The following is a 25,101-nucleotide window of genomic DNA, read 5'->3' as shown; positions in this document are numbered from 1 at the left end:
CAGGACGTGCGCGTGAGCCTACGACGGGTCCCTTGGTGAGGGAGTGATGGTGTGAGGACGAAGCGGCTGAGTGAGACCCAGGTGGCGTGTGGACGACAGGCGCTGCTCGACGAACTGGGAATTTCCGAGGGCAGCCGCCGCGCCGTCACCGAGCGGACCGGGTACGGCTGTGGTTGCCCCGAATGTGCCGCGATGCAATGGAATACGCAGCGACTCGAACACTGGATCTGTGGCAGGCTCACGGCGGCGGGCGCCGATGAGGCCGAGGTCGACGCGCGGATCGACGATATCCCCGTCGATATCTACTGGCGTCGAGGTGACCGGCGCTGCGTGGTCGAGGTGCGCAGCGGCCCACTCGACATCACCGCGGCCCGCGCCCACCGGAAACGCTTGCAGGCGGCCGGAATCGACGATGTGCTGTGGGTATGCCCGCAGGGTTTCTGGGTGCCGCTGGTCCCCGCGGTCGGCATCGCCGATTTCGCGCCCGCGGCCGCCGACTACCGCATCGATCAGGGCATGCTCGCCGCGGGCGAGACCGGTTTCGCCGCTCCGGTTCGCGGCAGCACGGAGTTGCGTGATTTTCTCGAAGGCTGGGTGTCCGGCGAAATCCACTGGGGGCACGCAGATCTCACGACAGGAGGGTGGGCCGACGTGGGCACCTGGGAACGGCACACTGCGGCACAGGCCGCGATGATCGAGCACCAGCGCACGGAGTTGCGTGATCAGCGGGTGGAGCTGGCGGTCTCACGCCAGGCGGTGCGCGACAAGCAGCGGCTGGTCGGCCGGCTGCACAACCGGATCGATCGGGCCGGGGTGAACGCCGACGCCGTAGCCATCACGATGGCCGGACTGCGCAGTGAACTCGTCGCCCAGCAGCGCGCCGCGGCGAGCCTGCGCGCGAGCATCGGCCGGATGGATCGCATGCTGAATCAGTGGCAGTGGCTCACCTGCTGCGCGATGCTGTTGGTCCTCACCGTGATGGTCGGCGCGATGGTGACGCGCTGAGCCGCATCGGCAACCGGTCCCACTGCCAGTCGTTGCGGAGCACGAGTCCGGCCAGGTCGAGCAGGTCGAGGCCGGTTTCCGCGCTGGCCGTAGCCAGCGCCTGGCGATCGTAGGGGCCCTGTTCGAGGTCGGTGGCCAGGCGTTGCTCGACCGAGGAGTCGACCGTGCGGGCTCGGAGTTGGGGTGTGCCGAGCGCGCTGCCGGTCCAGGCGAGCCAGCCCCAGCCGTGCTCGTGCGCGTAGGCGCGGCCGAGTTCGCTCTGGATCCGATTGCGGTGGAAGGCGATGCGGCCCAACGGGACCACGTCGACCAGGACGGTGCGGCCGTCGGTGAGCTGTGCGGCGACCGCCGGATAGTGGACCTGATCCTCGCCGCCGAAGTGGTAGGTCAGCGCGGTCGGTTCCTCCTGGAACGCCGCCACGGACGGATCGGCGTCGAGGGTTCGGAGCAGGCGGGCCGCCATCGCGGAGTCGTAGGCGACGTCGCGGCCTGCCTTCGCCAGGTAGAACCGTCCGCGGTCGGCGTCGTCGCCGTCGGCCACCCGCGCCGACTCGGTCGGCAGCGGCGCGGCGGACCCGGTCGACCACTCGATATCGGCCAACAGCGCCCGCAGCTCGTCGGCGCCTTCCTCGGGCACCTGCAGCTTGGCCAGGATGCTGGCAGTCTTCTTCTGCCAGCCCAGGATTCGCTGCATCACGTATCCGGCGACCCGCTTGGCGTCGCCCTGTTCGTGTCCGGCCAGCCGCAGCTTGAGATAGGACCATTCCATGGCCACCAGGTCGGTGTCGGTCGCGTAGGTCTCGGCCAGCAGCATGCGCACCAGGCGCAGATCACCGGCCTCGATCGGATAGCGGTGTGCGAACACCTTCGCCGACCGGTGTCCCGAGCGGGCGGCCTCGCGCACGATCCGCCCGATGGCCTTGGCGTAGAGCTGACGGACCCGGTCGCGGGCCAGGTCGTAGCGTGCGCCGATCCGGGTGAGGGTTTCCGGGCGCTGTCCACCGATCCCGAGGCGCAACGCGACGATGCGCGCGTCGCGGGCCGCGCGTTCGGCGTGCTCGGCGAGGAGTTCGCCGACCAGCTCATCGAGCTCCTCGAGCTCGAACGAGACGTCGGCGGCGATATCGTGACCCGGTGGCACGACGATCTCGGCACTCACAGCGGCGACCTCCCTGGCTCGGTCGAGTCAGCGTAGCCGCAGGCCCCGACAACTAGAGCGAGGTCAGGTACTCGCTGTAGAACAGGCACAGTCCGGTCGCCGACGCGATCCCGGCCAGCACCCAGAACCGGATGATCACCGCGGTCTCGGGCCAATTGTTGAGTTCGAAGTGGTGATGGAACGGCGCCATCCGGAACAGTCGGGTGTGGGTCGTGCGGAACACCACGATCTGCAGCACCACCGACATGATCTCGGCGACGAACAGCGCCCCGATCACCACGGCGAGCAGCTCGGTGCGGCTGGTGATCGACAGCCCCGCGAGCAGGCCGCCCAGGCCGAGCGAACCGGTGTCGCCCATGAAGATCTTGGCAGGCGCCGCGTTCCACCACAGGAATCCGATACACGCGGCAGCGCCCGCGGCACTGACCATCGCCAGGTCGAGCGGATCGCGCACGTTGTAGCAGCCGCGTCCGGGGCTGATCTCGCACGAGTTGTCGTACTGCCACAGCGTGATCACCACGTACGCGCCGAGCGTGAGGCTCATCGAACCCGCCGCCAGTCCGTCGAGCCCGTCGGTGATGTTCACCGCGTTCGACCACGCGACCACCAGCAACACGATGAACGCGACGAAGAACAGCGACGCGAAGGTGATGGTGCTGATATCGCGGACATAGGACAGGTTGCGACTGGCGGGCGTCAGCCCCGTGGCGCCGGGGAATCGCAGCACCAGCACGGCGAACACCACCGCGGCACCGACCTGCCCGACGTACTTGCCTGCCGCGGTCAACCCGAGATTGCGGTGTTTTCGCAGCTTGATCGAGTCATCGAGGAAACCCACCACACCCAGCGCCGACGCCAGCAGCAGCACCAGCACCCCCGACGCGCTCGGCCCCGGCGCGTCCCACAGCAACCCGATCAGGTGCGATCCCAGATACCCGGCCCAGACCCCCGCCCCGATCGCCAACCCGCCCATCGTGGGCGTTCCGCGTTTGGCGTGATGACTGGCAGGCCCGTCGACGCGGATCTCCTGTCCGAACCCTCGCCGCGCGAAGACCCGGATCAGCCCGGGCGTGAGCGTGATGGTGACGACCAGAGCGATCCCCGCCGACAACAGGATCTGCCTCACTCGATTGCCCCTTCGTGCCGCCGGTCCCGCACCGGACCCACCCGGCGATGCCGTGTGCCGATACTAGGGGAGCTCACTCTGAAACCGTGCCGAGAGTGATCTGGGTTACATACTCGGCACGCTCGATAGATGACGCAAACAAGTCAGGCCCCCTCGAAAGGGGGCCTGACTCGGTACGGTGGTGCGCGATACTGGGATTGAACCAGTGACCTCTTCCGTGTCAGGGAAGCGCTCTCCCGCTGAGCTAATCGCGCGAGGTGGAGACGGGAATCGAACCCGTGTGCACGGCTTTGCAGGCCGTTGCCTCACCACTCGGCCACTCCACCGTACAAAGGAGGATGGGGCTAGTGCCTTACCTACCTCTCGAGCGGATGACGAGATTCGAACTCGCGACCCTCACCTTGGCAAGGTGATGCGCTACCACTGCGCCACATCCGCATTTACTTCACACTTAGGGGAGCGGCTCGGCCTCTCGGCTTTGCTGCTCTCTGCGGTGCGATGAGAACATTAGCCGACGTTCGACGAAGACTACAAATCGCCTGGTAAACCGGCCTAAATGTGAATTACACGCATGTCATCCACGCTCACCCGAGCCGCTCTCCACTCCCAACGGCTCCGCGCACCCACATCGTGAAACATAGATATTCGCATCTATTGATGCTATCGCCCGAAAGGCGCCGGCACGGACATCGATCGCCCGCCCGCGCATGCACGCGCGCGAGCGCGAAGCACCGACTCCCACGGCTCCACCTCGCCGAAACCCCGCTTCACAAGGCGATTTGGTGTCATCCCAGCCCTCCGTGCTAATGTTCCATCTCGTTCGAGCGGCTCGAAACCGCCCGACACAGTGTTCGGTCCCATAGCTCAGCGGGAGAGCGTCCGCCTCACACGCGGAAGGTCGCTGGTTCGAAACCAGCTGGGACCACCATAAAGTGCAGGTCAGAGCGTTTTGGGTGATGACCGTGCAATATACGTGCAATAGCGTTCAGTGTCGGGGCTTGGAAAACTGATAGGCAGGGTTACCGAGGGTGCTCGTCGGGCCTGCAGATATGTGATGCCCGACACAATCGCTATCGACTGCCTGCTCCACGCGGTGCGTCGATGCTGGGCAACTTCAACCGGCGGTCTGGCGTAACTCGCTGCGACCTTGTGACGGAATAGGTTGTATACCAACATATTCCGGCGGATCGGCCACCTTGCTGCGCTGATGTCTAGCGATTGCTATCCAGATCTACTCTCGGAACGCTCTCTCGAGCGTCGCACGTCCACTCGATGTGATGGCTGCAGGTCGTCCTGGGGTCTGCTGGCTTGAAACCAGCTGGAACTTCGCATTAGGGCCGGTCGGGCATGTTTTTCGTGGCAGCCAACCGTTTTCGTGCAATACGAGAAGGATCGCTGCCCGCGGACCCGTAGTGTCCAGAATTTGATAGGCGATATGGAACCGCACGGTATGTGATTGCAGCCATGCCACCTGAGTTGCTGCGACTCCGGAACCTTCCCAGCGCGCGCGGCTCGGTGCTGGAGGGGCTCGGGGTCGAGGTGGGGGAGTTGGTCGGAGGCTCTGAGCTCCGGTAAGCGGGGCCTAACCGGTGGTCAATTCGACAGGCTGCAAAGCTATCTCGCTGTCATGGAGAGGTGATTCGCCTTTTTTGGGGGCGCAGCGATCGCGCCATCTCGGACATCGACCTGACTGCCGGTTGTCGGTCGAATCGACTCGAACACCCGTAGGCAGCGGGCGCCACGGCGCACCTCTGCAGAGATGTTGAGAATCGAGATCGATTCTCAACAGCGGCGATAAGTGAATCGGCAAGGCCGTCACCGAATCCGACCCAGACCCACTACCAGGTCGGATTCGGTGCCCGCCCGCTGATCTTCCTGAAGCGGCTATTGCCCGACCGCACCTTCGACGCCCTGATCAAGCGCGCCACCGGCGTGCGCACTTCCGCAGCTTCCGGGCGATGCGACCGGGTCAACCAGGCCGTGCTGTGCACGATCACGCCAGAATTCGCCTATGGGAGCGGGCAGGTTCCCAGTTCAGCGACGACCGGATTCGCCGGTAACGGCGTCAAAATTCGCCAGCGCAACCAGAGGCGGTCAACCCTCGAAGGCGCGCGGTGTAGATAGCGAAGGTCGGAGTACGATCACCCCGGATCACCGACTCTTCCCGGCAAGATGCAGAGATCGAGAGCGCGCCGGTTCAAACAAGAGGTGGCGCGTTCGACTGTCGTGAACACGAACAGCACGCTCGCACAGGGGCGGTGCCGAGATTCGCGATCAAACCACTCTGGTCCTCGAGCTACGCGCCCGAGTCCGGGCCATCTGCACAGCCCGGTCAGGACGGGGGATCGGCACCGTGCGGTCATCGAGTTCGCGCTGCAGGTCGATGTTGATGCGCTGTGCTTCGGCGACCGGCGCACGCTGCGACTCGGCGGCATGCTCTACGTGCATGGTTGCACCGAATCTCTTTCGGTGGCGATCAGTTCTCGACGGCGTCTACACCAGCAGGTCCTCGCAGGGGGCGAATCCAATGTCATCGCCGCCGTGCACGGATTCCTCAACGAATTCGACGACTACGATTTCTCCACTTTCGCCGTGGTATGGGGCCATCAGGAAGTGGAGCACCACTACGCCTTCCGGATGTGGCTGGCCGCGGTCGGCGAGAGCGTCCACGACACGGCGGTAGGGACGATGCGCCAGCCCGCATCGAGCGCGCCTACGACATCGAACTCGACGACCGGGATATGTTCGGCATGTCCATTCTCGCCGACGTGGCGGCCGTGGTGCACAAGGCGTTGGCGGAGGTTCCCGCGTGAGCGAGGTCGCCGACACCAACCAGCATCACGCAATCGTCGATAGCCGGCACTGCTGGCAACGATTCGGATCGTCCCCAGGTCAGTATTCGTCCCGGGATCGACCGCGGTGGCGGTGTGGCTGGACTTGTGTGAATCGACGCCGATCAGCATCATCGAATCGGGTTCCTCGCCTCGTCGGGTGGGGAATCCGCGGCCGACACGTCGACTTCAAGAACCTCTCACAGCACCTTGTCGTCACACCTCTGTTGCGTCAAGCTGTGAACGGAGACCGGGTGGGTGGACACATCACGGGCAAGTCAACCCCCAAGGGTGACAGACGGTTCACGAGTCAGCCCACCCGATCTCCTGCGGCACGCTACGGGGCAGCCCCGGACCACGCAACCGCCCCAATTGGACAAGTCGACGGTTGGTTTCGTCCATTCCTTCGGGTGGCCGCATCATCCGGCAGCGTCATGCGGAGCAGTTGCTTGCGTCGTTCGTTCTTGCTGTTTGTGCCCAGCTCGAGCGGGTATGCGCGGGCGGTGGACACGAACGGGCTCTGGAGAGCCGGTACGGTTGGTGAGCGGGTCTCGGTGTTGTTGATCGCGGATCCGGGCAAGCCGGCCGATGTCGCGGAACGCCTCGCGGAGTGCCTGCCGGGACGGCTGCAAAGCCGTGACAGGCTCGAGCGCCAGTGGTCGACGTGTGTGCGCCTCGAGCCCTACCTTCTCGCCGAGGGAGCGGATTTCGCCGAGGTGATCGACGCGGTCGATCCGGCTGCGGAATCCGAAGACCTCGTCATGTACCTCACCGATCTGCCGCGCCGTGAGGACACGCTTCCGGTGGTGGCCGACGTCAGTGCCGACCACCGATTCGCGCTCATCTCCGTGCCTGGGGTGGGCGGCTTCCGGATCGAGCGACGCGTCCGCACTGTCAGCGAACTCGCGATCTCTCACATGCTCGGTGACCCGGAACTCGCGCCGCTCCGGGCGGCGCGACGGTTTCCGTCTGTACCGATCGTGAGCGGCGTCAGGTACTTCACACCCCCGGGACTGCGGCGATTGCGCCTGGTGTCGGGGATGGTGCGGGCCAACCGGCCGTGGCGGCTGGTTACTGGACTCTCGAAGGTACTCGTCGGTGCGTTCGCCACCGGAGCGATCGCACTGGCCACCGACACGATTTGGATGTTCGCCGACACGATGGGCCCATGGCGGATGAGCGCGGCAACGGTCCTATCGGTCGTGGCGATGGTTCTGTGGCTGATCCTCGACCACGAACTCTGGGAGCGACCGCGGTCGGCGGCCGAACGCGATCGATCAGTGTTGTACAACCTGGCGACCGTGATCACTCTGGGCGTCGGTGTCGGTGTCCTGCATGTGGCACTGTTCTGCCTGCTGCTGTTCACCGCGGGCCTGGCTCTTTCACCAGAACTGCTGTCCTCCGTTCTGGGGCACAGGGTGAACTTCTCCGATTACCTCACCCTTGCTTGGCTGCTGGCGTCTATCGCGACCATCGGTGGAGCGCTCGGGTCCGGTCTCGAGGACGACACTGCGGTCAAGGAGGCGACGTACGGTGCACGCCAGCGCCGGCGCATCGATGAACAACGGAGTGGCTAGGACCGGGCGTGATGGGCACGGTGGGTGCGGCACACGTGCCCCTCGTTGCTCGCAAGATCCATTCTCGGCGGCTTGCAATCCCTGCGGCGATCGTCTGTGCGATCGGTAGCGGTCCGCCTTTGTTCTGGCAGGACCAATAGTCGAGGGCTTTTTCGCCTTGTCGGGCCGTGTTGTGGCTCTGACGCGGTCGGCAGGATTGGCGGTGTCGAGTATCCGGCGGCCGGCCGGTCGCGCCGATCCGAAGGAATTGATATGGCCACTGCTGTAGGAATCGATCTGGGAACTACGAACTCTGTTATCGCGAGCTGGCAGGGTGGGGAGCCGGTGGTGATCGCCAATGTCGAGGGCGCGCGCACCACGCCATCGGTGGTCGCTTTCACCGAGAGCGGTGAGCGACTCGTCGGTCAACTCGCGCGTAGGCAGGCGATCTTGAATCCGAAGGGCACGATCTATTCGGCGAAGCGATTCATCGGACGTCACTTCGACGAGATTTCGGCGGAAGCCAAGGCGGTGAGCTTCGACGTCGTCGAGGGCGAGGGCGGTGTTGCCCGATTCGATGTGCGGGGCAAAATGTATTCGCCCGAGGAGATCAGCGCGCTGGTGCTGCGCAAGCTTGTCGACGACGCGAGCAAGTATCTCGGGGAGCGGGTCACAGAAGCGGTGATCACCGTGCCCGCCTACTTCAACGACGCGCAGCGCACCGCCACCAAGGACGCCGGCCGGATCGCAGGACTCGACGTCCTGCGCATTATCAACGAGCCGACAGCCGCCGCGTTGGCGTACGGATCGGACAAGCAGACCCATGAGACGGTGCTCGTGTTCGACCTCGGCGGCGGTACTTTCGATGTGAGCCTGCTCGATGTCGGTGACGGTGTCGTGGAGGTCCGCTCCACCGCGGGTGATTCGCATTTGGGCGGTGACGACTTCGACCGGCGCATCGTCGACCATCTAGCCGATGAATTCCAGCGTGACGAGCACATCGACCTGCGTGCCGATCCGCAAGCGCTGCAACGACTTTTCGAGGCGGCGGAAAAGGCCAAGGTCGAGCTGTCCTCGGTATCACAGACACAGGTGAATCTGCCCTTCGTCACCGCTGACGCGAACGGACCCAAGCATCTCACCACCACGCTCATGCGCTCGAAGTTCGAGGACTTGACCGCGGATCTGGTGCAGCGCTGCCTCGAGCCGGTCGAGCAGGCCATGACCGATGCCAAGGTGACCGCCAATGACATCGACGAGGTGATCCTGGTCGGTGGTTCCACCCGTATCCCGGCGGTACAGGCGTTGGTACGTCGGTTGACCGGCGGCAAGGACCCGAACATGAGCGTGAACCCGGACGAGGTGGTCGCGCTCGGTGCGGCGGTTCAGGCGGGCGTGCTCAAGGGCGAGGTCTCTGACGTGCTGCTGCTGGATGTCACGCCGCTGTCGCTGGGCGTGGAGACCCAGGGCGGGGTGATGACGAAGATCATCGAACGCAACACCACCATCCCGGCCCGGCGCAGCGAGGTGTTCTCCACCGCGGAGGACAATCAGCCCGCGGTCGATGTGGTTGTGCTCCAAGGCGAACGCGAGCGTGCCGCCGACAACCGGGTGCTCGGCCGGTTCCGGCTCGAGGACATCCGGCCGGCGCCACGCGGCCAAGCGCAGGTCGAGGTCACTTTCGACATCGACGCCAACGGCATCCTCAATGTCACCGCGCGCGACAAGGACACTGGTAAAGAGCAGAGCATCACGATCAGCGAGCAGTCCAATCTCGACCAGAGCGAGGTCGATCGGATGCTCGCCGAGGCTGAGCGACACCGCGGCGAAGACGAGCAACTACGCAAAGCCGTCGATGCCCGCAACGCGTTGGATTCAGCTGCGTACCAAGTGGAACGGCGGTTGGGCGATCTCGGGGACAGCGCGCCGCCGCATGAGCGGGCACGCGCCGAGATGCTGATCGCCGATGCCAGGCAGGCCGTCAAAGAAGAAGCGCCGCTGGACCGGGTGCAGTCGATCACCTCGGAACTGCAGCAATTGCTGTACGGGTTGCAGCCCACACCGTCCGGCGGCGGCGACGGACCGTCCAGCTATGCGGACGCTGGTGAAACGACTGACTCACCCGCTGACGACGACGTGATCGACGCCGAGTTCGACCGGAGCTGAGGACTCCCGATGGAAACCTCCGCAGAGCAGTCGATCCCCGACAATCCCGACCCGGACACGGTCCAGGAACCCGATGCCCGGTTCGCCCAGTGGGAAGACCGTTGGCGGCGCACCGCGGCCGATCTGGACAACCTACGCAAACGCTACGCCAGAGATCTCGATCGAGAGCGCATGGCCGAACGAGCGAAAGTGGCCAGAGCCTGGCTACCGATGTTGGACAACTTGGAACTGGCCCTGGCGCACACGAACAGTGAGACCGACCCACTCGTCGCGGGCGTGCGCGCTATCCGGGACCAAGCGGTGCAGGTACTCGAACAGCTCGGCTACCCGAGACATTCGGAGGTGGGAGTTCCGTTCTCTCCGGAAATGCACGAGGTGACCAGCGTGGTCGACCGGCCCGATCTCCCGCCAGGGACCGTGGTCGAGGTGCTGCGCCCCGGTTACGGCGAGAACGAAGGCCAGCTACGTCCGGCTTCTGTGATCGTTACCAGAGCCGAGGGGTGAGAGTTGGTGGAGCGTGACTACTACGAGATCCTGGGGGTTTCCCGCGATGCCGAGAAGGACCAGATCCAACAGGCGTATCGCAAGCTGGCGCGGCGATATCACCCGGATGTGAATGCCGATCCGGCGGCGGAGGATCGGTTCAAGGAGGTCAGTGAGGCCTACGAGGTCCTCTCCGATCCGGAGACGAAAAGCCGCTACGACCGCTTCGGTTCGGACTTCCGGCGGGTGCCGCAGGACTACGACGAACGGGTCGGCGCGAGCGGCGGTGGTTTCGGTGGAGGTAGGGGTGGGGGTGGTTTCGGGCGCGGGGCCCGTGTGCACGTCGGTCATGGTTTCGACGGCGACGTCGACTTCGGAGACATATTCGGCGATATCTTCGGTGGTCGCGGTGGCCGATACGGACCGATTCCCGGCGCCGATCAGGAGGCTGTCCTGGCGCTGACCGTCGAGGAGGCCTACCGCGGCGGCAAACGCAAGCTACGGCTCGGCGAGCGAAACTACGACGTCGACATTCCAGCCGGGGTCGTCGACGGGCAGCGGATCCGGTTGTCCGGGCAGGGCGGCAGGGGTAGTGGTGATGCGCCCGCCGGAGATCTCTACCTGGTCGTGCGCATCGAACCGCATCCGCGTTTCCGGTTGGTCGGCCGCGATATCTACCTCGACCTGCCCGTGTCCCCCTGGGAGGCGGTGCTCGGGGCCACTGTCGCGGTCCCGACTCCGAGTGGTGAGGCAAAAGTCAAAGTGACACCGGGCTCCTCGACCGGACGCAAGCTGCGATTGCGTGGTGCGGGCATGCCCAATCCCCGCGGCGCTGACGGCAATCTGTACGCCGAGGTCAAGGTCATGGTGCCGGTGAAACCGACAGCGCGGGAACGCGAGCTGTTCGAGCAGTTGGCCGCCGCGTCGACCTTCGATCCAAGGAGAGAGCGATGAGCGCGCCCACACCCCGATACGTGATCGTGCGGCGAGCGGGGCTGCGACTCGACGAGTTCTCCCGGCGCTGCGATCTGCATCCGAACATGGTGCGCCGATTGGTCGCACTCGGGCTGCTCGACGGCGTTCGCGAAGGCACCGAAGAACTTCGCTTCGAACCGTCCACGTTGGCCGTTGTCGCCCGAATCCAACGCTTACGGGCAGGGCTCGGATTGAACTACGCGGCCATTGGAGTGGTGCTCGATCTGCTGGACCGAATCGAAGAACTCGAAGCCGATCCTCGAAGGAGGACATCACGATGGACACCAGCACGTTGACTGAAAAGTCCCGGGAAGCGTTGAGCGAAGCGCAGAACGCGGCTACGCGATCGGGGCACAGCGAGGTCGACGGTGAGCATCTGCTGCTCGCCCTGATCGACCAGCCGGAAGGACTGGTGCCCCGGCTACTCGACCACGCGGGCGCGGATCTCGACGCGTTGCGGGCCGAGCTGAATCGCGAGCTGTCGCGCCGGCCCAAGGTGAGCGGTCCTGGCGCCGCACCCGGTCAGGTGATGGTCACCCGGCGATTGGCCGCGCTGCTCGAATCGGCCGAGCGCGAAGCCAAGCGGCTCAAGGACTCCTATGTGTCGGTGGAGCACCTGATCATGGCGCTGGCCGAAGAAGGATCGGGCACTGCCGCGGGCCGGATCCTCGCGGGTCAAGGCATCACCAGAGAGTCATTCCTGCAAGCCCTTACCACGGTGCGCGGCAATCAGCGGGTGACCTCGGCGACCCCGGAGGGCGCATACGAGGCACTGGAGAAGTACGGCCGCGACCTCGTGGCCGAAGCCCGCGCGGGCAAGCTCGACCCGGTCATCGGTCGAGATGCCGAGATCCGCAGGGTGACACAGATTTTGAGTAGGAAGACCAAGAACAATCCAGTACTGATCGGTGATCCCGGCGTCGGCAAGACCGCGATCGTGGAGGGCCTGGCGCAGCGCATCGTCCGTGGCGATGTGCCAGAAGGCCTGCGCGAGAAGACGATCTTCTCCCTCGATATGGGGTCGCTGGTCGCCGGGGCGAAGTATCGCGGCGAGTTCGAAGAGCGGCTGCAAGCGGTGTTGTCGGAGGTGAAGGCCGCCGAGGGCCGCATCCTGCTCTTCGTCGACGAGCTGCATACCGTGGTCGGGGCGGGATCGGTCGGGGGCGACGGATCTCTCGACGCGGGCAACATGCTCAAGCCCATGCTCGCCCGCGGTGAGCTGCACATGATCGGCGCCACCACCCTGGATGAGTACCGCAAGCACATCGAAGCCGACGCGGCACTGGAACGCCGATTCCAGACGGTGCTGGTGGACGAGCCAAACATGGAGGACGCGGTGTCCATCCTGCGCGGCCTGCGCGAACGCCTCGAGGTCTTCCACGGCGTGAAGATCCAGGACGGCGCGCTGGTCGCTGCGGTGGCCCTGTCGCATCGCTACATCACCGACCGCTTCCTACCGGACAAAGCTATCGACCTCGTCGATGAGGCATGTGCTCGGCTACGCACCGAAATCGACTCGATGCCAGCCGAACTCGACGAGCTCACCAGGAAGGTGACGAGGCTGGAGATCGAAGAGGCGGCACTGTCCAAGGAGACCGACGCGGCGAGCAAAGCTCGTCTCGAGGAGCTCCGCAAGGAACTCGCCGATCTGCGGGCCGAAGCTGATTCACGCCACGCGCAGTGGGAGGCCGAACGGCAGGCGATCCGGCGCGTGCAGGAATTGCGCGGAAAACTCGAGCAGCTGCGCCACGAAGCCGAAGAGGCCGAACGAAACTACGATCTCAACCGCGCGGCCGAGTTGCGCTATGGCGAGATCACCGAGCTGGAACGCAACTTGCGAGCGGCCGAGGAGCAATTGCGCACCAAGCAGGGGCAGCAGCCGCTGCTACGCGAGGTGGTCACCGAGGACGAGATCGCCGAGATCGTCGCCGCGTGGACCGGAATCCCGGTAGCGCGGCTACAGGAGGGCGAGCGCGAAAAGTTGCTACGGCTCGATGAAATCCTGCACGAGCGAGTGATCGGGCAGGAAGAGGCGGTCCAACTTGTCGCCGACGCGGTGATCCGGGCTCGGTCGGGAATCCGCGATCCGCGCAGGCCGATCGGGTCGTTCATCTTCCTCGGACCCACCGGCGTCGGCAAGACCGAACTCGCGAAGACTTTGGCCGCCACGCTTTTCGATAGCGAAGACAACATGGTGCGCTTGGACATGAGCGAATACCAGGAGCGGCACACGGTGAGCCGGTTGATCGGCGCGCCGCCCGGCTACGTCGGTTACGACGAGGGCGGGCAGCTCACCGAGGCGGTGCGCCGTAAGCCGTACTCGGTAGTGTTGTTCGACGAAATCGAGAAGGCGCACGCTGACGTGTTCAATACGTTGCTGCAAGTGCTCGACGACGGCCGGATCACCGATTCACAAGGCAGGCAGGTGGATTTCCGCAACACCGTGGTCATCATGACCTCGAATATCGGCTCCCACCATCTCCTCGACGGCGTCACCGCCGACGGCGAGATCAAACCCGACGCACGGGATCGGGTGCTCGCCGAGCTACGGGGACACTTCCGCCCCGAGTTCCTCAACCGCGTCGACGACATCGTGCTGTTCACCCCCCTCACGCTGCCCCAGATCGAGCACATTGTGCTGCTGCAGCTCGAAGAACTCCGACAACGCCTGGCCGAACGACAGATCGGGCTCGACATCACCGCGGAGGCCCGCAGGCTCATCGCCCGACACGGATTCGATCCGGTCTACGGTGCGCGGCCGTTACGCCGCTACATCGCACACGAAGTCGAGACGAAGATCGGGCGGGCACTCGTGCGCGGCGATATCGGTCAGGGCGGCACCGTCACTGTCACCGTGACCGGTGACGATCTCGCCGTCGCCTACACCGCGCCCGCGGTCGCGGCCTGAAACGAGGTAGGACTATGGAAACCGCGAAGATCAAATGCCCCAACTGCGGAAAGTTCAACCGGGTTCCGGCCGCGGCGGCGGGCACACCGCGATGCGGCAACTGCCACGAACCGCTGCCGTGGATCGTCACCGCAGGCGACGACGACTTCACCGAGGTGACCGAAAATTCCTCGGTGCCGATCCTTGTCGACCTCTGGGCGAGCTGGTGCAGGCCCTGTCTGCTGGTCAGCCCGGCGCTCGAACAACTCGCGACCGAACGCGCCGGCCGACTGAAACTGGTCAAGGTCGACGTCGATGCCGCACCCCGCACCGCCGAGCGGTTCGTCGTGCGGGCGGTGCCGACGTTGCTCGTACTCGACCACGGCGAGGTGCTGGCCCGGCAGGCCGGCGCCGCTCCGGTGTCGGAGTTGCGGAGATGGCTGGACCACAACCTGTCTGATCGAGCGGAGAAGGACGTGAGTGCATGACTTCGATTGATGCGGATCCCCACGTCGCGGCGATCCGGCCGGTGGTGCCGCGGACTCCGCAGGGCTGCGAAGAGTGTCTTCGGCTCGGCACACCGTGGCTGCACCTGCGGCTGTGCCTGAGCTGCGGGCACGTCGGCTGCTGCGACTCGTCCCCGATGCGGCACGCGCGAGCACACGCCGCCGGGGCCGCCCACCCCATCGTCGAATCGATGGAACCCGGCGAGAATTGGCGCTGGTGCTACGTTCACCAGAACTTCGTCTGATGAACGTCGAAACCCCCGACGATGTCGGCGCGTATCCACGATTGTCGGACGCGCAGGTGGCGACGCTCGCCGTCGGCGGCACACGGCGAGCGGTGCGCGCCGGAGAGAGGCTGGTTCGCGCGGGCGCGCCCAGCGATGAGTTCTTCGTGATCGTGTCCGGCACCGTCGCGATCGTCGACGACGCGGGGCGCGTGCTGCGTGTCCACGGGCCCGGCCGATTCCTCGGCGAGCTGGGCCTGCTGGAAGGGCAGGTCGCGTTCTACAACGCGCGGATGATCGAGGACGGCGAGGTGCTGGTCGTCCCGGTCCGCCGGATACGCACACTGGTCGAACACGATCCGATGCTCAGCGACCTCATTCTGCGCACGTATCTGATCCGCCGCTGCCGGCTGCTCGATATGGTCGCCGGGTTCCGAATCATCGGTTCCCGCTACTCACCCGACACCCGGCGGCTTCGCGAATTCGCCGTACGGAACCGGCTGCCGCACGACTGGATCGACCTCGAGCGAGACAGCCGGGCCGAACGACTCCTGCGTGACCTCGGTGTCGCCGTCGAGGACACTCCCGTCGTCATCTGGGGTGGCGAGCGCGTGCTACGCAATCCGACGAATGCCGAGTTGGGGAGCCTCGTGGGCCTGCCCGTGCCGGACACAGCGCGCGAAGTGTGCGATCTGATCGTAGTGGGTTCGGGCCCGGCCGGCCTGGCCGCCGCGGTGTACGGCGCTTCGGACGGGCTCGCCACCTCGGTGCTGGAGGCGATCGCGGCGGGCGGGCAGGCGGGCACCTCCTCGTGCATCGAGAACTATCTGGGCTTTCCCGCCGGCGTCTCCGGCACGGAATTGGCTGAGCGGGCGGTCATCCAGGCCGGGAAGTTCGGCGCTCGGTTGCTGGTGTCCGCGGAAGTAGTCGAGTTGGCAGCCGCGGATGGATACCACCTGTTGCGGTTGGCCGGCGGTTCCGCGTTGCTCGGCCGCACCGTTGTCCTGGCCACCGGCGCCCGCTATCGCAGACTTGCCGTGACCGGGATCGAGCGCTTCGAAGGCACCGGCGTGTACTACGCCGCGACCCACCAAGAGGCGTCGATGTGTGGCACGGATCCAGTGGCGATCGTCGGCGGCGGCAATTCGGCCGGGCAGGCAACGGTGTTTCTCGCCGGCCGCGTCGAGCACGTGCACCTACTCATCCGAGGCGGCGATCTCGGCAAGAGCATGTCCCGGTATCTGGTCGAACGGATCGAGCAGCATCCGCGCGTGACGGTGCACCACAACACCGAGGTACGCCAAGTAGCCGGGGACAACGAACTCGACGCAATCGTGGTCGAGAACAACCACACTGCAGAACGGGAGACGCTCACGGTGCGTGCCCTGTTCGTCTTCATCGGAGCCATGCCGTGCAGCACGTGGTTGCCGGACTCTGTAGCACTCGATTCCCACGGATTCGTCCGCACCGGCCCGGACGCGGTGTACCCGGCCGAGGGCCAGCGCGATTCCGGGCGGCGGCCGCTACCGCTCGAAACAAGCAAACCTGGCGTCTTCGCGGTGGGCGATGTCCGTAGCGGCTCGGTCAAACGAGTCGCGTCCGCCGTCGGTGAAGGCGCGATGGTGGTACGCCACATTCACGAATACCTAGAACGGAGCTGACCGAAACGCCCGCAATGGGCGTCGTCGTGTCCTGAGCGCGGCGAGATTCCATCTACTGCTTCGATGCAGTATTGGTTCAAATTCGTCCAGAGTCACAAACGTTGGGTTGACGGGTGTAATCTCAATAATCAACGTCCGCAGAATTAATACGTACCTAGATTTTGTCATTCGAAGTGGATCGGTGCGCGTGACGGTTGATCGGCCCAGAATTCGAGGGTGGGCGTGGCATGAGCCGCCGCAACGTCGGGTCCGACCGCGGATGGGTCAAACCCACCATGAATCAGAAATTGCCGAGTTATCCCATTGTCGGTGGGTTGGCGCATGCCCAACTGTTGTCACTGCGCGGGCTGTGCGCGCTGTCGGCGACGCTGTCGAGCGAGCACGAAGCCCTGGAGATACTTCGCACAGCAGGTGCGGCAGTCCCGTCTCTCGGCTCGTGTCGCATGATGGCGAGCTATCGCCGGGTAGATGGCGAACTCCAGCAGTACCCGCAGGCCCGACCCGCGCAGCCCGGCCTGGACGAGCAAGTCAGCGCCCTGGACGGCGCGGGCAGTGTGAAACTGGCCGATGAGAAATGGGGCTGGGCGTTCGCCCTGGGGAGCCTGTCCGGGGCGGTCGGTTCGCTCATCGTCGGTTCCGACAGCGCGCCGCGGCCGGACGAGATAACCCTATTGGAAGTGCTGGCTCAGGTCACCGGAGCCGCGCTGGCCAATGCGAATACCCATGAACGTAGCTCTACCCACGCGACCGAACTCACCGAGATCAACGAGCGCTTGGTCGCCACGGTGTCGCGCCTCGAACGGCAGACACGAGCACTTGAAGTGCTTTCGGGCGCCGCTGCCTACGGAGAGGGTGAACAGGGTATCGCCGACGCGGTCGCTCAGCTGACCGACCTGCCCGTAGCAGTCGAGGACCCCTTCGGCAATCTGCGGGCCTGGTCTGGACCAGGCCGACCGCAACCCTATCCCAAAGCACCGTCGGAGCAGCACGATCAGCTCCTGCGTCGGCTCGTGACCCACAACGCGCCGCTGCGGGTGCGCGGTCGGGTGATCATGCTGGTGAAGCCACGTGCCGAGGTCCTCGGCACTCTTGCACTGATCGACCCGGACGACCGGGTCGCTGAGGCTCAGCTGTTCGCGCTGGTGTATGGCAGCACTATGCTCGCACTCGAACTCGCACATCAACGCAATCTCGCCGAGATCGAACTTCGACTGCGCCGCGATCTTGTCGACGATCTCGCCTCCGGCACCGACAACGACAGCGCCTACGCCCGGGCAGAAGCCTTGGGACATGATCTGCGCGGACCTCACTACGTCGTCTTGGTGCACAGCGCGGGTCGCGCCGACGCGATCGCCGAGACCGTGAGCCGCGTCGCGTCGGCCCTGAGTCTGCAATCCATCCAGGGCCGCCAAGGCGGCATGATCGTGTTGATCACCGACCGCAGACCGGATCCGATCCGCTTCCATAACGCGCTCCGCGAAGGCGTCGACGCCACGCCGGTGGCTATCGGTATCAGCGGCCGATGCGAGCAGCCCAGCGATTTCGCCCGATCCTTCGCCGATGCGCACCGAGCACTCAACCTTCGGCGACGGTCGCGCACCCCGGACGGCGCGACGGCATTCGACGAACTCGGCTTCTACCGCCTGGTCGACGTGGCACACGTCGAGGAATTCGTCCGCGAATGGCTCGGCGCCCTAATGGATTACGACCACAAGCGGCACTCCGACCTCGTCTACACCCTGGCTCAGTATCTCGAATGCGGCGGCAACTACGACGAATCCGCCGCTGTCCTACACATCCATCGCAGCACCCTGCGCTATCGCCTTGGTCGCATCCGCGAACTCACAGGATTCGACCTACGCGATGTGAATATCCGCTTCAATCTGCAAGCGGCGACGCGCGCCTGGCAATTCCTCTCCGTCGTCCCGGAGCTGTGACGAAGCGAGCGCCGGCCATGCCCGGGTTGGGTGACGAGTAGCGGTGGGTACGGAGCACGACGCTCCCGGTGCGTGCCGAAACCAATTCGAGGAAGTCGAGGGGCGCCGTCGGGCACGACGTCTCCAGGGCACCGGATGAGGCGGGCGGCAGTGGCGATGGCATCGGCGCAGCTCCAATCGGTCGGGTTGATCGCCGAGCTGATACAGGTTTCGGAATCCTCTGTGCGGCAGGTGATCTACGACTTCAGCACATTTGGATTCGAGGTGCTGGACCCGCAAAGGAAAGGGACAGCCGACGAAGACCGATCAAGCGACGCGTGATCGGATTAATCGAATCGCGCGGCGTTGCCCCGTGATCTGGGTTGGCGTTCAGTGTGTGGAGTCGAAGCGGGTAGAAGTGTTGCGAGTCAACGAGATCGCCGAGTTTCAGAGCTTATTGGCGAGCACGTCGAGCTCGCTGATTTCGGGCGGGATAGCGAAGAGCTCGTCGGCGCGTTCGCCGAGGGCCTTGCCGACCGGCCCGTCGAGATGGGTTTCACGGGCGGCCTGATCTGGGAATGCGTCGATGATGCCGAACGTCGAGGGGCCGAACCGTACCGCGAACCAGGGTTTCGTGCCAGGCTCTTGCTCGACGAGTGGCAACGCTGATCGGAGGAATTCCTCGACTGCGTTTTCCTTGCCGGGTTTGGCTTCGAGTCGGACCAGCAGCGCCTTGGTGGCCATTTCGGATCTCCTGTTCGAGGTGGTGGACATGGTCCAGCATCACACCATTTACCTGGGAAGGGAAGGAGTCGCCTGAGCCCTCGAATAAATAAAACAATTCTCAACCCCTAGCGATCGCGGAGCTATAAGAGGAGACTTCGTGGTGGAGGGAATGCGACGCCCGAATGCACCCACTGCTCGTCCGCGGTGACACGAAACATGGTGCGTGAAACGTTTTGGTGTGGTTGTCATTCCGTGCGTTGTCGCGTCGTCTGCCCTCAAGAGCACGATTCATTTGGCCGGTCGCTCGCATGTAGCCCCCTGGGGTCGCCGGGCCGGGCATCAACCGGAAACACTCATGTGAGGGAGTGTCGAGATGAAAGCGCTTGTGTACGACGGGCCACGTGAGGTCCATGTGAGGGATGTGCCCGATGCGAGGATCGAGCGGCCGACCGATGTGCTGGTGAAGATCACCAGCACAAACATTTGCGGGTCGGATCTACATATGTATGAGGGCCGCACCGATCTGGAGCCCGGGATGGTCCTCGGTCACGAAAATTTGGGGATCGTCGCTGAGGTTGGCAATGCGGTGGTCAAGGTCTCGGTCGGGGATCGGGTGTGCTTGCCGTTCAACATCGGCTGCGGTTTCTGCCGAAACTGCGAGGAAGGACTGACCGCGTTCTGCCTGACGGTGCACCCGGATCCGAAGATGGCCGGCGCCGCGTTCGGTTTCGCCGGGATGGGACCGTTCTGGGGCGGACAGGCGGAGTATCTGCGGGTGCCATTCGGCGACTTCAACTGTCTTGTCCTGCCCGAGGATGCGCAGGACAAGGAAACCGACTACGTGATGCTCTCCGACATCTTTCCCACCGGATGGCACTGCACCCGCTTGGCCGACATGCAGCCCGGCAATTCGATGGTGATCTACGGGGCCGGGCCGGTCGGTCTGATGGCGGCATACTCGGCGATGATCCAGGGCGCGAGCAAGGTGATGATCGTCGACCGTCACTCCGACCGGCTGCGGCTCGCTGAGCAGATCGGGGTCATACCCATCGACGACTCCATCGGCGACCCGGTCGAGCAGGTCCTCGATCTGACCAACGGGCGCGGTGCCGACAAGGGGTGTGAGTGTGTCGGGTACCAGGCGCACGACCCGCAAGGTCATGAAGACGCCGCGATGACGATGAACCGGCTCGTCGACTCGGTGCGCTTCACCGGCCACATCGGCGTGGTCGGCATATTCCTGCCCCAGGACCAAAACGGCCCCGACGAACTCGAACGCCACGGCAAGATCGTCTTCGACATGGGCAAATTCTGGTTCAAGGGGCAGAAGGTCGGGACCGGACAGGCCAACGTCAAGCACTACAACCGGCAGCTGCGCGACCTGATCCACGAGGGCCGAGCCACACCGTCCTGGATCGTCTCTCACGAGCTCCCGTTGGCCGAGGCCGAGTCCGGATATCAGCACTTCGATGCCCGGGACGACGGATGGACCAAGGTCGTCATGCATCCGTGAGCCGCCCAGGACCGACATGAGCACAACCATGGCAATACCTACAACCATGGCAACGACACTGCAGGCCAAGCGGATCTCGAAACACGTTGCCGCCGGGCCGACGTCGGCGCGGAGTCCACGACGCCTCAAAGGAGCAGATCATGACAGTGAACCAGACCTCGTTGACCCTCGACGATGCGCAGAGGTTGATCGCCGCCGGACAGGCCAAAGCCGACGAGATCGAGTCGCCGTCGAACATTGCGGTGGTCGATGCCGGCGGCAACCTCGTGGCCCACGTGCGAATGGACGGTGCCTGGATCGCCAGCATCGACATCTCGATCAACAAGGCGTTCACCTCGCGGGCGCTGGACATCTCGACCGAGGACCTCGCGGCCGCCGCCGGTCCGGGCGAGCAGTTCTACGGGATACACGCCTCCAACGGCGGGCGCATCATGATCTTCGCCGGCGGTGTACCGCTGCGGCACAACGGCCAGGTCGTCGGAGCGGTTGGCGTCAGCGGTGGCACCGGAGAGCAGGACAAGACCGTCGCCGAGGCTGCCGTGGCCGCGATGTGAGCAGTGAACTACGTCGACACCGTGTTTGCTTGGTCGACGTGGCACGTGGCACCGAGCTGAACGGCGCCAGCCACGCACTGCCCTTCACCGACGTCTGACCACGGGCGTGGCTCAGGCCGTGTGGCGGTCGCAGGTGGAACGGACAGCGGGCAAGGGATGTGACGCACAGCGGTCAGCGGTGGGGGTGCGCGTCGTCTCCATCAGGGTCTCGACCCTGGGCCAGAACACCATTCGTCAACTCGCCGGGATCGACGTCGAACACGTCTTGGCCGACAAGGACGCCACCGACCCGCTCTCGATGAGGTGCTGCCCCTTGACGAACTTGGGCTGCCGCTGGGCTGCGAGCCGGATCGACTGCGGTCGCGCCAATCGTTACTTCGGTTTGACGCGTAGTCGATCGCGTTCGGCGGTCAGGCGAGCGACGGTGTCTTCGAGTTCGAGTATGCGAGCCACCGCGGTGAGATTTACCCCGTCGCCGGTAAGGGTGGTGATGCGGTGCAGCCGCGTCAGGTCCTCGCCGCTGTAGCGGCGGGTGCCACCGGCGCTACGGGCGGGGGTGACCAGCCCGTGCTGTTCGTACAGGCGCAGGGTCTGGACCCCGATGCCGGCCAACTCCGCGGCAACGGAGATCGCATACACCGCCTGCGCTGGTGACGGCCTTGAGTTGTGTGGGGAGACCATCTGCGTCCTCTCGCTTCCACTGATTCTCTCCCAGATTACTTGTTTCTGGTACTTGCACTCATCTAGGTAGAATGCTAGAAAATATCTATGTCAGATGACAGAGGTTATCTGATCATCATCCTAGTGAGAATGGAGTGAGTTGGAGGTGGCGACCATGTTGATGCGCACCGATCCGTTCCGTGATCTGGACCGGTGGACCCAGCAGATGTTCGGCACAGCGGCACAGCCGGCAGCGATGCCGATGGATGCTTGGCGCGACGGTGATGAGTTCGTGGTCGAGTTCGATCTGCCCGGAATCGACCCGGAATCGCTGGATTTGGACGTCGAACGCAATGTGGTAACGGTGCGCGCCTCGCGGCCCAGCCTGGACGCGAATCGGTCGATGATCGCCGCGGAGCGCCCGCGCGGGGTGTTCAGCCGTCAGTTGTTCCTCGGCGAGAGCCTCGATACCGATCAGATCCGCGCGGACTACCGCAGCGGTGTGCTGCGGTTGTCGATCCCGGTCGCGGAGAAGGCCAAACCCCGCAAGATCGAGATCGCTCGCGATCACGACCGTGAACCCCAGGTGATCAACGCCTGAGTCCGTGAGAGAGGTCGACGATGTCAGCCCCGACTACTGACCTGCCTGGTCGAGCGTGGTGGGTCGATACCGCGCTGGTGGCGCTCGATCCCGACTACGTCGCGTTGATCGCCGAGATCGACCTCATCGGTGTCCGGGCAGGTCGGTCCCTGTGTCGCTTGCGGAAGCCGCCGCGGCATCGCGTGAGAACGCCGACGTTGTCGAGGCGCTGGTCACCGAGGTGGCCGGTCGCGGTAGCGCCCACTCAGCGCAGCCCTCCTCGTGCAATGGCATAGCAGCTATAGCGTCATCCGATTCGCGACCACTGAGTACCGACAGTGAGGGAGGTGACGGTATCGAACGATCTCCGAAGACCTTTCGCATGAGCTGAATTCGACTTCCTGCAAGCCGGTGGCCGGGCCTACGGACCCGGCCACCGACTCCGCCCGTCCAACTATCGACCGATTCGAGGAGGACCCGATGACCGTTTTACCGACCGCTTCCGCGGTCTACGCTGACGAGTCCGAGCATGGCGCCGACCTCGCCGACTCAGCCGACCGTATCGACCAAGCCCGGAGTATCCCCTGTGCCGACGACGATGAGCTCTCCTGCCTCGCCTACTGAGCGCCGCGCGCACCCGGACCCACACCAGCACGAGGCCGGGAAAACCCAGTACTGGCAGCCCGGTCACGTGTCCTGGTTCGACACCGCGAAAGGGTTCGGGTTCTTGACCCCCGACCAGGGCGGACCGGCGGTGTTCTGCGACTACACCGCCATCGCCTCACCGGGTTTGAAGATTCTGCACGCGGGTCAACGCGTGATCTTCACCGTGACCGACACCGGTCGCGGACCCGAAGCCATCCAAGTACTGACCTATGACGAGCCCGGCACCGACACTGCGGTCCCGGTTTCGCGGCCACAGGCGTGGGCGCGATCGCGGGTGCTGGCTCGCAAGGGCCGATGACACCGAGCGCACGCAGCCTGATCTCTTGCGGAGGAACAGCAATGCCCACCGATGACGTCGCCGATCGGCAGGAACCAGCTACGCCGACAACCGAAACGACCGTAGTCCGGTGGCCCGAGCCCAGCCCTCTCGACGTGTGGTGGACCGAGATCATGGATGGTGTCTCTCCAGTACACGAACCGCGATTCCGTCGCTGACCGCCACGACACGACCCTTTCGGTGCGGCAACCCGCCTGGACTGTCGCACTTTGGTCAGGTGGTGTTCACCGGTGCCGTGCGTGGAGCGACGACGGGCGGGAGGCGGCTTTCGTGTGGAGCTGAGCAAGGGTGCTGCGCCGTCGCGGTGGGCCTCGGCGGTGCGGCTGGCCGTATTGCTCGGCCGGGCTCGGATACCGTATTCGGCGCACGCTCCTGCGGGGTGAACACAACTGAGTTCGTCTCTGTGGACCCGGCCGTGGTGGCGCTTCATAAGTAGCAGCGCGATGACCGATCTGCCGCGGTTCACGCTGCGGTCTCCGACCCGCCACCAGGCCGACTACCGACTGGCCTGCTTACGCGGGCGCCATGGCTTGCGCCTTGATCGAGCGCCGAAACGCTCACTGCGTCTGCGAAGGGCGCGACGCAGTGAGTATCCGATACACCGTGCATTCGGTCAACGGGGCGGCGACTTCTGACGGTCACGTTTCCGCAGCCACAGTTCAGCTGTTAGTCCAGAGACGCAGTTTCTCCGGGTTGCGGATTGCCCAGATGCGGGTGATGCGGTTGCCGACGATGTCGAAGGCGTAGACCGAGATGACAGTGTTACCAAGCTGGGCGACCAGACCGGGCTGACCGTTGACTGTGCGCTCGAGCAGCTCTACCCGGGGGCCGCGGGTGGCGATTTCGATCCAGGCGCTGGCGATGTGTTCGCTGCCGGTGATCGGGTCGCGGAAGGCCGGAGCGAGACCGCCGCTGTCTGCGGTCGCGATTGCGGTCGGGTCGAGCAATCCGATCAGGGCCTGCATATCGTTTGTTTCCCAAGCTCGTTTGAAGTCCTTGACTACGTCGGCGCGCTGGGCGCTCGATGGGCGCTGCAAGGTATCGATGCGGCGGCGGGCGCTGTAGGCGAGCTGGCGGCATGCCGCGGGGGTGCGGCCGACGATGTCGACGATCTCGGCGAAGGAGTAGCGGAACACGTCGTGCAGGACGAACGCCACTCGCTCGGCCGGCGTCATGGAATCGAGCACGACCAGGAAGGCCATCCCGATCGACTCGTCGAGGGTGACCCGGTCGGCGGGGTCGCCAGGGGCGAGACCACCCAACCACTCGGAGTAGTTGGGTATCGGCTCTGGAATCCATTCGCCCACATACTGTTCCCGCCTGACGCGCGCCGAGCCGAGCAGGTCGAGACAGATGCGGTTGGCGACTGTCGTCAACCACGCCCCAGGGGTCACGACGTCTTGTCGCTGTCGCTCGGAGAGCGCGTACCACCGCACGTAGGTCTCCTGCACCACATCCTCGGCTTCGGCCAGCGAGCCGATCAGGCGGTAAGCGAGATTGATCAGCTGACGGCGTTTGTCGATCACCGCGCGCAGGTGCGGATCGGTCATGGTGTTGGGCTCCTCGTGTC

The 25,101-nt window shown here is 64.8% G+C and carries 24 protein-coding genes and 4 tRNA genes; 18 read left to right on the top strand and 10 right to left on the bottom strand.

The genetic code is table 11. The features are described from left to right. Positions 1 to 51 precede the first annotated feature (51 nt). Positions 52 to 1,005: a hypothetical protein gene (locus QX204_RS21245; RefSeq protein WP_301901757.1), complete on the top strand. Its 954-nt coding sequence runs from the start codon at positions 52 to 54 to the stop codon at positions 1,003 to 1,005. Here QX204_RS21245 and QX204_RS21240 read toward each other — a convergent pair. The 5 genes from QX204_RS21240 to QX204_RS21220 form a co-directional block, all read right to left on the bottom strand. Further along, the gene (locus tag QX204_RS21240; RefSeq protein ID WP_301901755.1) at positions 971 to 2,164 is read right to left on the bottom strand and encodes a hypothetical protein; all 1,194 of its coding nucleotides are present in this window, start codon (positions 2,162 to 2,164) and stop codon (positions 971 to 973) included. The two genes, QX204_RS21245 and QX204_RS21240, sit on opposite strands and share 35 nt — an antisense overlap. A gap of 52 nt (positions 2,165 to 2,216) precedes the next feature. After that, a complete protein-coding gene (gene mraY / locus QX204_RS21235) occupies positions 2,217 to 3,290 on the bottom strand; it encodes a phospho-N-acetylmuramoyl-pentapeptide-transferase (protein WP_301901753.1) in 1,074 nt (357 codons plus the stop codon). 179 nt (positions 3,291 to 3,469) lie between these two features. Next, a tRNA-Val gene (locus QX204_RS21230) sits at positions 3,470 to 3,544 on the bottom strand. 1 nt (position 3,545) lies between these two features. Further along, positions 3,546 to 3,616 (bottom strand) — tRNA-Cys (locus tag QX204_RS21225). A gap of 40 nt (positions 3,617 to 3,656) precedes the next feature. Beyond that, positions 3,657 to 3,728: transfer RNA gene (locus QX204_RS21220), tRNA-Gly, on the bottom strand. Positions 3,729 to 4,143: 415 nt separating this feature from the next. On the opposite strand from QX204_RS21220, the gene QX204_RS21215 reads away from it, so the two are divergent. Continuing rightward, positions 4,144 to 4,218, top strand: a tRNA-Val gene (locus tag QX204_RS21215). A gap of 1,346 nt (positions 4,219 to 5,564) precedes the next feature. Here the strand turns inward: QX204_RS21215 and QX204_RS21210 are convergent. Both QX204_RS21210 and QX204_RS21205 read right to left on the bottom strand, forming a co-directional pair. Beyond that, a complete protein-coding gene (locus QX204_RS21210; protein ID WP_301901752.1) occupies positions 5,565 to 5,738 on the bottom strand; it encodes a hypothetical protein in 174 nt (57 codons plus the stop codon). Between the two features lie 176 nt (positions 5,739 to 5,914). After that, positions 5,915 to 6,256, bottom strand: coding sequence for a hypothetical protein (locus QX204_RS21205; protein WP_301908237.1), 342 nt, complete (start codon positions 6,254 to 6,256; stop codon positions 5,915 to 5,917). Positions 6,257 to 6,624: 368 nt separating this feature from the next. On the opposite strand from QX204_RS21205, the gene QX204_RS21200 reads away from it, so the two are divergent. The 11 genes from QX204_RS21200 to QX204_RS21150 all read left to right on the top strand — a co-directional run bounded on the left by QX204_RS21200 (position 6,625) and on the right by QX204_RS21150 (position 18,837). After that, positions 6,625 to 7,698, top strand: coding sequence for a hypothetical protein (locus QX204_RS21200; protein ID WP_301908057.1), 1,074 nt, complete (start codon positions 6,625 to 6,627; stop codon positions 7,696 to 7,698). 252 nt (positions 7,699 to 7,950) lie between these two features. After that, positions 7,951 to 9,843, top strand: coding sequence for a molecular chaperone DnaK (gene dnaK / locus QX204_RS21195; RefSeq protein WP_301901751.1), 1,893 nt, complete (start codon positions 7,951 to 7,953; stop codon positions 9,841 to 9,843). Between the two features lie 9 nt (positions 9,844 to 9,852). Next, positions 9,853 to 10,347 (top strand): nucleotide exchange factor GrpE, encoded by a 495-nt coding sequence (locus QX204_RS21190; RefSeq protein WP_301901749.1) that lies wholly within the window; start codon positions 9,853 to 9,855, stop codon positions 10,345 to 10,347. 6 nt (positions 10,348 to 10,353) lie between these two features. Further along, on the top strand, positions 10,354 to 11,280 hold the full coding sequence (locus QX204_RS21185) for a DnaJ C-terminal domain-containing protein (RefSeq protein WP_301908056.1): 927 nt from the start codon (positions 10,354 to 10,356) through the stop codon (positions 11,278 to 11,280). Further along, positions 11,277 to 11,597, top strand: coding sequence for a chaperone modulator CbpM (locus QX204_RS21180; RefSeq protein WP_301901748.1), 321 nt, complete (start codon positions 11,277 to 11,279; stop codon positions 11,595 to 11,597). The genes QX204_RS21185 and QX204_RS21180 overlap by 4 nt, the downstream gene beginning before the upstream one ends. Next, positions 11,579 to 14,209, top strand: a complete 2,631-nt coding sequence (gene clpB / locus QX204_RS21175; protein WP_301901747.1) for an ATP-dependent chaperone ClpB — start codon at positions 11,579 to 11,581, stop codon at positions 14,207 to 14,209. The genes QX204_RS21180 and clpB overlap by 19 nt, the downstream gene beginning before the upstream one ends. Before the next feature lie 14 nt (positions 14,210 to 14,223). After that, entirely contained in the window at positions 14,224 to 14,676 is a 453-nt protein-coding gene (locus QX204_RS21170; RefSeq protein ID WP_301901746.1) for a thioredoxin family protein, read from the top strand. Next, positions 14,673 to 14,939: a UBP-type zinc finger domain-containing protein gene (locus tag QX204_RS21165; RefSeq protein ID WP_301901744.1), complete on the top strand. Its 267-nt coding sequence runs from the start codon at positions 14,673 to 14,675 to the stop codon at positions 14,937 to 14,939. Before QX204_RS21170 ends, QX204_RS21165 begins: the two co-directional genes overlap by 4 nt. Then, complete coding sequence (locus QX204_RS21160; protein ID WP_301901742.1) at positions 14,939 to 16,579, top strand: FAD-dependent oxidoreductase; 1,641 nt, start codon at positions 14,939 to 14,941, stop codon at positions 16,577 to 16,579. Before QX204_RS21165 ends, QX204_RS21160 begins: the two co-directional genes overlap by 1 nt. A 227-nt stretch (positions 16,580 to 16,806) precedes the next feature. Continuing rightward, complete coding sequence (locus tag QX204_RS21155; protein WP_301901740.1) at positions 16,807 to 18,516, top strand: PucR family transcriptional regulator; 1,710 nt, start codon at positions 16,807 to 16,809, stop codon at positions 18,514 to 18,516. A 150-nt stretch (positions 18,517 to 18,666) separates the two neighbouring features. Further along, positions 18,667 to 18,837, top strand: coding sequence for a helix-turn-helix domain-containing protein (locus QX204_RS21150; RefSeq protein WP_301901739.1), 171 nt, complete (start codon positions 18,667 to 18,669; stop codon positions 18,835 to 18,837). A gap of 105 nt (positions 18,838 to 18,942) precedes the next feature. Here QX204_RS21150 and QX204_RS21145 read toward each other — a convergent pair whose 3' ends face one another. Next, positions 18,943 to 19,239 carry a putative quinol monooxygenase gene (locus QX204_RS21145; RefSeq protein WP_301901738.1) on the bottom strand — a complete coding sequence of 99 codons (297 nt, stop codon included), beginning with the start codon at positions 19,237 to 19,239 and terminating at the stop codon, positions 18,943 to 18,945. A gap of 355 nt (positions 19,240 to 19,594) precedes the next feature. Between QX204_RS21145 and QX204_RS21140 the strand changes: the two genes are divergently transcribed. Further along, on the top strand, positions 19,595 to 20,734 hold the full coding sequence (locus QX204_RS21140; protein WP_301901736.1) for a glutathione-independent formaldehyde dehydrogenase: 1,140 nt from the start codon (positions 19,595 to 19,597) through the stop codon (positions 20,732 to 20,734). A gap of 140 nt (positions 20,735 to 20,874) precedes the next feature. Next, on the top strand, positions 20,875 to 21,288 hold the full coding sequence (locus QX204_RS21135) for a GlcG/HbpS family heme-binding protein (RefSeq protein ID WP_301901735.1): 414 nt from the start codon (positions 20,875 to 20,877) through the stop codon (positions 21,286 to 21,288). A gap of 372 nt (positions 21,289 to 21,660) precedes the next feature. On the opposite strand, the gene QX204_RS21130 is transcribed toward QX204_RS21135, so the two are convergent. After that, complete coding sequence (locus QX204_RS21130) at positions 21,661 to 21,969, bottom strand: MerR family transcriptional regulator (RefSeq protein WP_301901734.1); 309 nt, start codon at positions 21,967 to 21,969, stop codon at positions 21,661 to 21,663. A 154-nt stretch (positions 21,970 to 22,123) separates the two neighbouring features. On the opposite strand from QX204_RS21130, the gene QX204_RS21125 reads away from it, so the two are divergent. From QX204_RS21125 to QX204_RS21115, 3 genes are all read left to right on the top strand, one after another. Beyond that, positions 22,124 to 22,549, top strand: a complete 426-nt coding sequence (locus QX204_RS21125) for an Hsp20/alpha crystallin family protein (RefSeq protein ID WP_301901732.1) — start codon at positions 22,124 to 22,126, stop codon at positions 22,547 to 22,549. Positions 22,550 to 23,008: 459 nt separating this feature from the next. Then, on the top strand, positions 23,009 to 23,152 hold the full coding sequence (locus tag QX204_RS21120) for a hypothetical protein (protein ID WP_301901731.1): 144 nt from the start codon (positions 23,009 to 23,011) through the stop codon (positions 23,150 to 23,152). After that, positions 23,127 to 23,492 (top strand): cold-shock protein, encoded by a 366-nt coding sequence (locus tag QX204_RS21115; RefSeq protein WP_301901730.1) that lies wholly within the window; start codon positions 23,127 to 23,129, stop codon positions 23,490 to 23,492. The genes QX204_RS21120 and QX204_RS21115 overlap by 26 nt, the downstream gene beginning before the upstream one ends. Before the next feature lie 698 nt (positions 23,493 to 24,190). Here the strand turns inward: QX204_RS21115 and sigJ are convergent. Continuing rightward, positions 24,191 to 25,081, bottom strand: a complete 891-nt coding sequence (gene sigJ, locus QX204_RS21110; protein WP_301901728.1) for an RNA polymerase sigma factor SigJ — start codon at positions 25,079 to 25,081, stop codon at positions 24,191 to 24,193. Positions 25,082 to 25,101 lie beyond the last annotated feature (20 nt).

The organism is Nocardia sp. PE-7 (assembly GCF_030486425.1).
Taxonomy (GTDB): domain Bacteria; phylum Actinomycetota; class Actinomycetes; order Mycobacteriales; family Mycobacteriaceae; genus Nocardia; species Nocardia salmonicida_A.
This window is presented reverse-complemented; position numbering and strand designations above follow the sequence as displayed.